This window comes from Limnoraphis robusta CS-951, from assembly GCF_000972705.2.
Genome location: NZ_LATL02000064.1, coordinates 1 through 10,563, shown reverse-complemented (window position 1 = coordinate 10,563; position 10,563 = coordinate 1). Strand labels below are relative to the sequence as shown.

11 protein-coding genes, 2 pseudogenes and 1 riboswitch are annotated in these 10,563 nt (G+C 43.5%); of the genes and pseudogenes, 5 read left to right on the top strand and 8 right to left on the bottom strand.

The window, feature by feature from the left end; genetic code table 11:
* Positions 1-77: 77 nt before the first annotated feature.
* Together WN50_RS05330 and cutA are read left to right on the top strand one after the other, a co-directional pair.
* Positions 78-653 (top strand): pentapeptide repeat-containing protein, encoded by a 576-nt coding sequence (locus tag WN50_RS05330; RefSeq protein ID WP_235440838.1) that lies wholly within the window; start codon positions 78-80, stop codon positions 651-653.
* Between the two features lie 8 nt (positions 654-661).
* Entirely contained in the window at positions 662-994 is a 333-nt protein-coding gene (gene cutA / locus WN50_RS05325) for a divalent-cation tolerance protein CutA (protein WP_046280641.1), read from the top strand.
* A 136-nt stretch (positions 995-1,130) separates the two neighbouring features.
* Here the strand turns inward: cutA and groL are convergent, their stop codons facing one another.
* From groL to WN50_RS35835, 3 genes and pseudogenes are all read right to left on the bottom strand, one after another.
* Positions 1,131-2,816 (bottom strand): chaperonin GroEL, encoded by a 1,686-nt coding sequence (gene groL, locus WN50_RS05320; RefSeq protein WP_046280640.1) that lies wholly within the window; start codon positions 2,814-2,816, stop codon positions 1,131-1,133.
* A gap of 352 nt (positions 2,817-3,168) precedes the next feature.
* Positions 3,169-3,847: pseudogene (gene fabG / locus WN50_RS05310) on the bottom strand (3-oxoacyl-[acyl-carrier-protein] reductase); the annotation flags it as partial.
* Between the two features lies 1 nt (position 3,848).
* The coding region (locus tag WN50_RS35835) for an SDR family NAD(P)-dependent oxidoreductase (protein WP_235440839.1) at positions 3,849-4,026 on the bottom strand (178 nt) is incomplete at its 3' end.
* A 290-nt stretch (positions 4,027-4,316) separates the two neighbouring features.
* Between WN50_RS35835 and trxA the strand changes: the two genes are divergently transcribed.
* The 3 genes from trxA to WN50_RS05295 all read left to right on the top strand — a co-directional run bounded on the left by trxA (position 4,317) and on the right by WN50_RS05295 (position 6,138).
* Positions 4,317-4,634, top strand: a complete 318-nt coding sequence (gene trxA, locus WN50_RS05305; RefSeq protein ID WP_046280637.1) for a thioredoxin — start codon at positions 4,317-4,319, stop codon at positions 4,632-4,634.
* A gap of 113 nt (positions 4,635-4,747) precedes the next feature.
* On the top strand, positions 4,748-5,410 hold the full coding sequence (locus WN50_RS05300) for a hypothetical protein (protein WP_046280636.1): 663 nt from the start codon (positions 4,748-4,750) through the stop codon (positions 5,408-5,410).
* Positions 5,411-5,451: 41 nt separating this feature from the next.
* Positions 5,452-6,138, top strand: coding sequence for a hypothetical protein (locus tag WN50_RS05295; protein WP_046280635.1), 687 nt, complete (start codon positions 5,452-5,454; stop codon positions 6,136-6,138).
* A 220-nt stretch (positions 6,139-6,358) separates the two neighbouring features.
* On the opposite strand, the gene WN50_RS05290 is transcribed toward WN50_RS05295, so the two are convergent.
* The 5 genes and pseudogenes from WN50_RS05290 to WN50_RS05270 all read right to left on the bottom strand — a co-directional run bounded on the left by WN50_RS05290 (position 6,359) and on the right by WN50_RS05270 (position 10,548).
* Positions 6,359-6,841: a GUN4 domain-containing protein gene (locus WN50_RS05290; RefSeq protein WP_053221409.1), complete on the bottom strand. Its 483-nt coding sequence runs from the start codon at positions 6,839-6,841 to the stop codon at positions 6,359-6,361.
* A 232-nt stretch (positions 6,842-7,073) separates the two neighbouring features.
* Positions 7,074-7,418 (bottom strand): CbiX/SirB N-terminal domain-containing protein, encoded by a 345-nt coding sequence (locus WN50_RS35150; RefSeq protein WP_049558272.1) that lies wholly within the window; start codon positions 7,416-7,418, stop codon positions 7,074-7,076.
* An 8-nt stretch (positions 7,419-7,426) separates the two neighbouring features.
* A pseudogene (locus WN50_RS35145) lies at positions 7,427-7,940 on the bottom strand (sirohydrochlorin chelatase); the annotation flags it as partial.
* Between the two features lies 1 nt (position 7,941).
* On the bottom strand, positions 7,942-8,398 hold a 457-nt coding region (locus WN50_RS05275; RefSeq protein ID WP_049558277.1), incomplete at its 3' end, for a sirohydrochlorin chelatase.
* A 42-nt stretch (positions 8,399-8,440) separates the two neighbouring features.
* Positions 8,441-8,540, bottom strand: a riboswitch (adenosylcobalamin-variant (AdoCbl-variant) riboswitch).
* 94 nt (positions 8,541-8,634) lie between these two features.
* Positions 8,635-10,548 (bottom strand): hybrid sensor histidine kinase/response regulator, encoded by a 1,914-nt coding sequence (locus tag WN50_RS05270; RefSeq protein ID WP_046280854.1) that lies wholly within the window; start codon positions 10,546-10,548, stop codon positions 8,635-8,637.
* Positions 10,549-10,563 lie beyond the last annotated feature (15 nt).

The following is a 10,563-nucleotide window of genomic DNA, read 5'->3' as shown; positions in this document are numbered from 1 at the left end:
GCTGTAAGGGTTGTCAATGAATCAGTAATCCAAAGCCGTGAGGCTTGGAGAATCCCCTTTCTTTAGAAATGGGGAGTATGTCAAGAGCCGCAACCCTAACAAATGCTAATCTCTGCGCTGGGGATTTAAACGGGATTAACCTCCGGGGAGCAGACTTAACCGGAGCGAACCTCAAATGGGCAAATCTGGGAGGAGCGAGACTGAGTGCGGCGAAGTTGGCGGGAACTTTGCTAACAGGGGTTAACTTGCGGGGGGCTTGTCTGAATGGGGTGAATCTCGCTCAAGTTGAACTCGATGGGGTGAATTTGAGTCAGGCGAGGTTGAATGGAGCGAATTTAACCGCAGCCAAACTGATGGGGGCGAACTTGAGTTATGCTCAAATGCGAGCCGCACGGTTGAGTCGGGCGAATTTAACCGGGGCGAATTTAGAAGGGGTTTGTTTGAAACTAGCGAATTTGAATTATGCTCAATTGTCTGATGCAGATTTAACAGAAGCGGATTTAACAGATGCTCAGTTAAAGGGTTCTCAACTGTATGGAACTTGTTTGAATCGGGCGATTTTACCGGAATCTGTTCAACAAAATCTTGAACTATCATCGGCTATTTTTTCGGTGGGATCAGCTTCGATGTCTAATAGAATGAGTGCGAGTTAGTTATTCATATGACGACAAATTATGGTATTGTTCTCGTAACAGCAAGTTCTCAAACCGAAGCTGAGGCGATCGCTAAGGTCTTGGTAGAATCTAAGTTAGCCGCTTGTGTCAGTCTGGCTCCAATTCGTTCAATTTATACCTGGAAAAATGAATTGTGTTCAGACGAAGAATGGCAACTGATGATTAAAACAGATTTAACTCAATTTGAAGCCTTAGAAGCCAAAATTCGTCAACTGCATTCCTATGAAGTTCCCGAAATTATTGCCATTCCAATTGTTGCAGGTTCTTTAGATTATCTCCAGTGGATGGGGCAAACTTTAGCGACAAATTCATTGAATTAATATAAAGCAATTTACTTGAAAAATGATCTCGGTAAAATCAGGGGAATAATGGCAATAAAAAAACAACCCTATTTTTTTGGGTTGCTGATAAATTAATAACAAAACTCGCGCATTGAGTTGTTGAACGGTGAACGGCTTACATCATGCCCATGCCGCCCATACCGCCCATACCCATGCCGCCCATGCCGCCCATGCCGCCCATGCCGCCCATACCACCCATGCCGTCCATGTCGGGTGCGGGGGGTTTCTTCTCAGGCTTCTCAACGACTAACGCTTCGGTAGTTAAAACCATTCCGGCGATAGAACCTGCATTTTGTAGCGCTGAACGGACAACTTTCGCCGGATCTAGAATCCCTGCTTTGATCAGGTCTTCACATTCACCCGTGAGAGCATTATAACCAATGTTGAACTCGGTTTCCCGAACCTTTTCAACGATAACAGCTCCTTCTACCCCGGCATTATTGGCAATTTGACACAGAGGGGCTTCTAAAGCTTTAGCGACAATTCTCGCGCCAATTTTTTCTTCTCCGACGAGTTCCTCGATGATTTGATCGATTTTTTTCGCCAAATGTATCAGCGTTGTACCACCACCGGGAACAACTCCTTCTTCGACTGCGGCTTTTGTCGCATTGAGCGCGTCTTCAATTCGCAGTTTACGAGATTTTAACTCGGTTTCTGTCGCCGCCCCAACTTTAATCACAGCAACACCACCTGCAAGTTTGGCAATTCGTTCTTGCAGTTTATTGAGATCATACTCTAAATCGGTTTCTTCCCGTTGTCGCCGCAATTGAGCAATACGGGCTTCGACATCGGCTTTATTACCGGATGCGACAATGATCGTCTTGTCTTTCTCAATGGTTACTTTGTCGGCTTTTCCGAGCATTTCTAGGGTAACTAGATCCAAGCTTAAGCCAATCTCTTCAGAAATGACTTGACCATTGGTGAGAATGGCGATGTCTTGCAGCATGGCTTTACGACGTTCGCCAAACCCTGGGGCTTTCACGGCGGCTGCATTTAATACGCCTCTAACTTTATTAACAACTAAAGTCGCCAGGGCTTCTCCATCAACATCTTCTGCGATAATTAGTAAAGGCTGACCCGCCCTTGCCATTTTTTCCAGGACTGCAACTAAGTCCTGAATGCTACTAATTTTTTTATCAACAATCAGAATACGGGCATTTTCGTACTCAACTAACATCCGTTCGTTGTCGGTGACGAAATAGGGCGACAGATAACCGCGATCAAACTGCATCCCTTCGACAACATCAAGTTCTGTTATCAAGGACTTAGACTCTTCAACGGTGATCACGCCGTCTTTGGTGACTTTTTCCATCGCTTCGGCGATCATCTGACCAATTTCTTGATCGTTTCCCGCCGATACTGTCGCGACTTGGGCGATCGCATCTCCTGCTACGGGTTGAGCAACGGCGACGATTTCCGCGACTAACCTGCTGATGGTTTTTTCTATCCCCCGACGCAGAGAAACGGGATTAGCCCCGGCTGCGACGTTCTTTAAGCCTTCAGCAATCATCGCTTGAGTTAAGATTGCGGCTGTGGTTGTACCATCTCCTGCGATATCGTTCGTTTGAGATGCAACTTCTTGAATTAATCTAGCACCCGTATTTTCTAGAGGATCAGAAAGTGTGATTTCTTTGGTGACGGTAATCCCATCATTTACGATGTCGGGCGCACCAAATTTTTTTTCTATTAATACATTTCGACCTTTTGGCCCGAGGGTGACGCGCACTGCATCTGTAATGGCGTTAATACCCCGTTCGAGCGCCCGCCGCGACTCTTCATTAAATGCAACAATTTTAGCCATGTAACGACCGTTAGCTCTCCACCTTGCAATTTAGCACTCTTAGGTTCTGAGTGCTAATTCGTGGAAACCGTACAAGAGAGGCAGGAGGCAAGAGGCAGGAGGCAATCTTGTAAGAGGCAAGAGGCAAAAGGCAAAAGGCAAAAGGCAAAAGGCAAAAGGCAAAAGGCAGGAGGCAGGAGGCAGAAGGCAAGAGGCAATCTTGTAAGAGGCAAGAGGCAGGAGGCAAGAGGCAAGAGGCAAGAGGGAATAGGCAGGAGGCAGAAGGCAGGAGGGGAAGTCTCTAACTGTTCCCTATTCCCTATTCCCTATTCCCTGTCCCCTATTCCCTATTCCCTGTCCTCTATTCCCTAATTTAAGCCATGACCATTCCCCCATCAACATTAAACACCTGACCTGTGATATAGGCTGCGGCGGGGTCTGCGGCTAAAAAACGCACCATTCCAGCAACTTCTTGGGGTTGACCGTACCGACCGAGGGGAATAAATTTTAGAATGTCTTCGGTATTTTTCAGATCTTTTGTCATATCCGTTTCAATAAACCCAGGGGCGACAGCGTTAACAGTTAGTCCACGACTGGCCAGTTCTTTTGCAACTGTTTTGGTAAATCCGATCACGCCTGCTTTGGCTGCACTATAATTCGCTTGTCCGGGGTTTCCCATCTGACCTGCTACCGACGCAATATTAATAATTCGACCAGATCGTTGTTTCAACATAATTTTACTAACGGCGCGTGTGCAGAGAAAAACGCCTGTGAGGTTGAGGTCGATCACGGCTTGCCATTCTTCGGGTTTCATCCGCAACAGTAGAGTATCACGGGTGATGCCTGCATTGTTTACTAAAATGTCGATCCGCCCCCATTTTTCCATGACGCTGCTGATCAGGGTATCGACTTGATCGGCTTGGGAAACGTCAGCTTGTCGGGCGATCGCATTTCCTCCTGAGTTGGTAATTTCGCTCACCAATTCATCGGCGGCACCTGAAGAACTCGCGTAGTTCACGACAATATTAGCGCCTTCGCTGGCTAGAGCGATCNTGGTAATTTCGCTCACCAATTCATCGGCGGCACCTGAAGAACTCGCGTAGTTCACGACAATATTAGCGCCTTCGCTGGCTAGAGCGATCGCGATCGCCCGACCAATTCCCCGTGATGCGCCTGTGATGATAGCAACTTGTTCTTTTAGATGTTGTAGCGTTTCGGGTAAAACGTCCATTAATATTTCCTCTCCTGTGGTTCACCGGTCAATCTTTCCATTCTAGAGGTTAACAGCTTTTGGCACCGCGAGAGCATCAAACTTTGTTGATCAACTGTGATTTCGATAGAGAGTTGAGTAACAGTTGATCAATCAAAACGGGATTTCAAATCAAATTTTATGGATGGGTAAAATACTCAAGAATAGATTCTTGCTGTGCGGTGTGAACTTCAAGGTTATCAGTCGAGAGAGTCAACTGCGATAGGACTCAGATTATAATAAAAACATCAAATTAGAGGGAGTTTCTCTCCATGTCGGTCAAAAAGACGTTTAGCAGCTTTCAAGAACTTCTAGAGGGTTCAGATCTTCCGGTTTTGGTTGATTTCTATGCGACTTGGTGTGGCCCTTGTCACATGATGGCGCCGATTTTAGAGGAAGTTAATCAACAAATGAATCAACAAATCAAAATCGTGAAAATTGACACAGACAAATATCCACAGATTGCGTCTCAATATGGAATAGAAGCTTTACCGACTTTGGTGTTGTTTAAAAAGGGTAAACCCGTTGATCGAATTGAGGGAGTTGTCCGAGCGCCTGATCTGATTCAACGGTTGTACGGTTTGCTCTAAATTGATTGGTATGTTAGGGAAATGTAGAGAAGGATTAGGGGTTGATCATCAGGAGTTTGCTTTGGAGAGTTTACTCAGAGTATCACCTCCAAAGCAGCAATATAGAGTGAGCAGTGATTCTCAGTTACACTGAGGATGAACGAAGTCTGTCAATTTTTGGTGCTTGCGGAATTCTCGATTCAGGCAATGTAGTAAAAGCCATAATCAACTCCGGTGAAGCATCTGAAAAAATCACGGCTTTTTTTGTTATTAACTCTATGATAAAACCCCTATTTTCCACCCTGACTCTCTCAAGTTTTTCTGGATTATGTCTCCTATCCGGTACTTTATTTTTGACTCATGCAACAATAGCAAATGCAATACCCCAACGTGCTAATAGAGAGTTCACCCAGGTTTCCAGACAAGCCCCTACCCAACTGATTGATGAGTATACGGATCATTTCTTCTATCAAGCGAACCCTCAATTACAAGGTCGCCAACTAACTAGCAGAGATCGAAATTATATTCGAGAGTGGGATAATTTACGAGCCGCAATTGCACCCCTCATTAAGCCAACTGAGGTAGCTTGTGCGTTTGCAGAACCTGATGGTCGGTGGGAGTTTCATTTCGGTGGACAACCTGATTCTTATTCTAATCCCTATGACTATTTAACAGATGTAATTTTTTATAGTCGCTATCCGCAAATGATTGGACAAAAGCTTCAGCCCGGAACTACTGATGCTCAAGAATGGTCAGCAATTAGAAAGAGACTTTATGTGTCTACCTGTGGAATATAAACCTGAATAAAGCTGAAATAGACCCCTATTTTTTCAACGCCATGCCGATAAAATATAGCTTCATTTCAACTTCGCCTAAAGTTCTAATTGTTACGATTCTGATTGGACTGATTACAGGCTGTAGAAATTCTATTGTATCTAATAGATTACCACTTGCTGAAGCTCAAACTCAACCTCAAGCGATGGTTACAGCTTCGAGTTGGGAAGCAACTAACGAACTTAATGATCTCAATTCGCCCAGTGAACCCGTAACAGATAATCGCACTAAAAATAACAATCATCAACTGCAAGCGGCTTTGCCTAATTATTGTTCACCTGATGAATACAAAAGCTTTTTTGAACATTTTGCGCGGGGTCAAGATTACCAAGGGAAGGAAACACGTTTTACTTATACAGCAGATACTATTGAAGTCCGAGACTATAAAAATCCTAGTATTCTCATAGAAGTTATAAGTAAAAAAGATGATGAGTTTAGCATAGATTTGAGAGATTACCGTTGGGTTCAATTGGTGCCTTCTAGTGTTGATAATAGTCCCTATACTCGCTTGCAAATTGACTTTATACGCTTTAACAACAACACCTTTCGAGTAGACTATATTAAAGCTGAGTATGCTTATGATCCTCAAGTGGGTGAAGAAGAATATCTTGTTCGCACTTATGGAGAACCTGGGGCTTATATTTTTGAGCATCGCAATGGTTGCTGGAATTTAACCCAAAAGTTGCAATAGAAAGTTATGAGGTGGGGCGGGTTTATCTCAATCTCGGAGTAGTGCTAAAGATATTGACTGAACCCGCCCCTACAGAATCATTATTGATTAGTCGGACATGATATTAGATCTTGCATCCCTATCAGAAACAGGGTTTCTTGCTAATTTAGCTGATCGGCTAAATTTTTTGTAGAGAAACCCGGTTTAGAAGGTTTTGTTGAGTTCGGGTACAGAATAGAAGTTATAAGCCACAGTCGTTCAACCTGGATACTAGAGTAGCAAACAACATTGCAGACTCCCTGCTTCGACAGAACCATGAGCGCAATATATCCCAACCTTCGATATCAATCTCAACCCGACAAAATACGGCAAGTGGGGGTTGAGTGTGCCAACATTCATTGTATTCTAACCATTTTCCTGACCTTCTCCAACCCATGCTATCGCCAAAAGTATTCCAAATGTTCTGGTTATACTCTTTGTTTCCCCCCAAATGTTGATAGATTTGCTTTTGCTTAGAGAACCCAAAGTTTCCATTGCTGTGTGTTGTCCAGAGTTGGTCAATCATTTGAAGATCATTACAGGGAAACTTTTCAAAACTCTCGATATCTAAGTAAGCCGTCGCCTGTTTACCTGCAATTTTCAGCATTAATCGATATGTTTCACCATCTGCTTGCTTCCATTGTGCAGCAGCGAGAAGTTCGCGTAGGGGGTTGTAGTCAATCATCGGTTTTTTCAGTTAAGGGGTAATTCATAAATTACCCGTACCTGTTATCAATATTGCCTTTTGCCTTTTATAGCATTATTTTTTCGATTTCATATTACTTTTGATCTTGGCTGTAGTTAACAAAACCCCCTCTAAGACTGCATAAGCGGAGCATGAGGGGGGGGTAGATCCAAACTAATTATCTATTGAATCTCACTCAGATGAATTTTCGCTGAGAAAGAGTTTCAGGGTATTATGGGGTTTGCCAAATGCGTTGATGATATTGCTGCGGATCGGCATAGGGGTCAACAGCCTCATGGGAGTGACCGTGATCATGGCTGTGATGATGGTGATCGTGATGATCGTGATGATGATGACTGTGTGAGTCGCCAGCAACGGCTGCTAACCGGAACTTACAGGCTTCACAGTTCATCTGAACTTGACCGAGTTGGGTTTCAATTTCGCGATCGCGTAAGAGTTGCAACAGTTCGGGTTGAATGCCCATTTCGGGCAAACAAGTCATGCTAATATCGGGATATTGTTCTTGTTGTTGGGCGGTGATATCAAAAATTTTCTTGACTAACAGGCCTGTAAACAAGAAATAANTCAATTTCGCGATCGCGTAAGAGTTGCAACAGTTCGGGTTGAATGCCCATTTCGGGCAAACAAGTCATGCTAATATCGGGATATTGTTCTTGTTGTTGGGCGGTGATATCAAAAATTTTCTTGACTAACAGGCCTGTAAACAAGAAATAAGGCAAGACAATAATCCGTTTGGGCTGATACAAACGGGCGCGACGGAAGCCTTCTTCTAGACGCGGGTGAGTAATTCCAATAAAACAGGTTTCGACGGTTTGATAACCGCTTCCTTCCCACACCATTCGAGCGAGTTTGTAGACATCGCTATTGGCATCAGGATCAGAAGAACCCCGCCCTACAAAGAGGATAACGGTTTCAGAACGATCAATATCAGGGCGATCAAGTTCTGCTAAACGAGTTTTCCACAAGTCAAAAATCAGGGGACTGATACCGAAATGACGCCCATAATGAAACTTGAGTTGCGGATAGGTTTCTCGGGCGCGATCAAGTTCGTTGGTAATATCAAATTTGTTGTGACGGGNCTACAAAGAGGATAACGGTTTCAGAACGATCAATATCAGGGCGATCAAGTTCTGCTAAACGAGTTTTCCACAAGTCAAAAATCAGGGGACTGATACCGAAATGACGCCCATAATGAAACTTGAGTTGCGGATAGGTTTCTCGGGCGCGATCAAGTTCGTTGGTAATATCAAATTTGTTGTGACGGGCTGCAAATAAGAGCAGAGGTAAGGCTGAAAGTTCAGTGTAGCCTTGTTTGAGACAGCGTTCAATGCCTTCTTGAATAGTTGGGCCTGTGAGTTCGAGAAAACAGGGAACAACGGGACGAGAATGGTCAAGGGCTTGATAAGCTTCGGCAAAATCAAGGAAGGTTTGGCGGCCTTCGGTGTCGCGAGTCCCATGTCCGATCAGCAACAAAGGACGTTGCAAGGGTAAAGGGGGAAGACTGAGGTTGAAATTTTGAGTCTGACTAATAAGCATTTAAGCCCCTTTCCTGTGCTTGGCAGGATGTAGAGTGGTCTGTAACGAGTTGGCATTCTGGCTTGTCAATTGGCGAGTCCATGACTTACAGCTGCCGCACAGCCCCGGATTTTAACCGGAGTTTCCCAACAGGTTACTGTTTACTGAGTAATAACTTTTATAGCATAGCAAGTTGAGTGGATTTTGCTGCAAATGTAACGAATCAACATAATTGAAGCGATGGACAAGTTTAATCTTTATTCTCGCGCCTCCCAACTGATAATTTTATTAAGTAACTGATTCGGTTGAATGGGTTTGGTAATAAAATCATCAGCCTGAGTGATTAAGACACTTTCTGGAGATGTAGATTCAGTTTCAGTTGTGATTGCTAAAATTTTGATTTGTTGTGTAGCTTTGGTGTTTTTTAGGTGGTGAATGATTTCATAACCATCTTGACCCGCTATGTACATATCAACAATAAGGGCTGTCGGTTGTAACAATTCAATTTGTCCGAGTGCGGTTAATCCTTCTACTAACCAAACCACTTGATAACCCGCCGCCGTTAGAATTTCACAGATTAGTGTTGCTGTTTCTTCATCATCTTCAATCAGGATAAACCGACCTCGTGGGTTATTAGTGTATATTGTTTGTAGTGAGGTTTTGAATGAAGAAGCTTTCACTCGTTGCTGAGAATTTGGGGAGAGATTAGGTAGAGCGGGAAGGTGAACGGTAAACTTTGAACCAATACCTTCAGTCGAGGTAAATCTAATCGCTCCCCCATGAAGTTCAACTAATTGTTTGGTCAACGCTAAACCTAAACCTGTTCCGCCATATTGACGACGATAGGAAGAATCAAGTTGTTGGAACTTTTCAAATAATAAAGGTTGTTGTTCCTCGGGAATTCCAATTCCAGTATCTTGGATTTGCAAAATCGCTGTGTTCCCATCAACTCGAACTCGTAGAGTAACTCGTCCGCCTTCTGGGGTGAATTTAATCGCATTACTTAATAGATTGGATAAAATTTGTTTGACTCGGTGTTGATCAGCCGAAAATTTATCTTGATCGGGTTTTATCTGAATATCACTGGTGAGGATGATATCCTGTTTTTGCGCTCTTTCTCGAAAGGAATATAAACTCTGTTGAGCGAGTTTAGTCAGAGAAAATTCACTGATTTGTAAGACTGTTTTTCCGGCTTCTACTTGAGAAAGTTCGAGAATATCGTTAATTAGTTCTAATAAATGTTCTCCACTGTCGTGAATTTTTTTTAGATATTCTTGCTGCTTTTCTCGGGGAATTTTTGGCAGTTCTTCACTGTTAGAATAAAGACGTAATAGGGTAGCTGAAATCCCAATGACACAGGTGAGCGGCGTTCGCAATTCATGGCTCATGGTGGCTAAAAATTCGCTTTTCGCTCGATTGGCAGATTGAGCCGCTAATAAGGCGTCGTGAAGGGCTTGTGTGCGTTCTGTAACTCGTCGCTCTAAGGTTTCCTTTTGCTGTTGGAGTTGGGCGTAGAGTTGGGCTTGATAAATTGCGATCGATAAATGTTCGGTTATTTGAGCGAGAAACTTGTTTTCATCCTCAGTCCAAGAACGGGGCTGGAAACATTGATGGGCGATTAATAATCCCCACAATTGATTTTGTACAATGATTGAAAAAACCAGCTTTGAACGAACTTTAATCTGTTTTAAAAACGCCAAAAAACAGGGTGAAGATTGATAGGTATTCTCCACATCTTGAATCATCAAAAACGCCTGACTTTTTTTAAATTTTGCTTGAGCTTCTGGCTTTTCAAAAAAGCAGCTATCTGCTTCGCTTAAGTGAAGAACAGACAAGATTTGATCAGACGAACGAGCTTCGTAGGTGACACATCCTTTGCGACTATTGCTGTTAACTGAAGAGAAACCCGAGGAAGTAGGGAGTCGAGGGGGTGAAGTATTTCGCTTTCGATCCTCTGTTTCCCCTTCTAGTTCTAGGATACATTCGCCTGGAGGAACAGACCATTCAAAGTCAAACTGATAGATCAACAACCGATCAACCTGCAAAAATTGCTGCAACCGTTCAACTGCTGTTGACAAAATAACAGACAAGTCCAGACTTTGGCGAATCTGGCTAGTCACTTGGTTTAAAAGTCTCTCTTGTTCGAGTTGTTGATACAGGGCTTTATCCACAGGTTTGTATCAAAA

Bases quoted from the DNA above. Each gene is read 5' to 3' on its own strand.
- WN50_RS05290 (WP_053221409.1), bottom strand. From the start codon at position 6,841: ATGATTGACTACAACCCCCTACGCGAACTTCTCGCTGCTGCACAATGG.
- trxA (WP_046280637.1), top strand. From the start codon at position 4,317: ATGTCGGTCAAAAAGACGTTTAGCAGCTTTCAAGAACTTCTAGAGGGT.
- WN50_RS05330 (WP_235440838.1), top strand. From the start codon at position 78: ATGTCAAGAGCCGCAACCCTAACAAATGCTAATCTCTGCGCTGGGGAT.
- cutA (WP_046280641.1), top strand. From the start codon at position 662: ATGACGACAAATTATGGTATTGTTCTCGTAACAGCAAGTTCTCAAACC.
- groL (WP_046280640.1), bottom strand. From the start codon at position 2,816: ATGGCTAAAATTGTTGCATTTAATGAAGAGTCGCGGCGGGCGCTCGAA.
- WN50_RS05295 (WP_046280635.1), top strand. From the start codon at position 5,452: ATGCCGATAAAATATAGCTTCATTTCAACTTCGCCTAAAGTTCTAATT.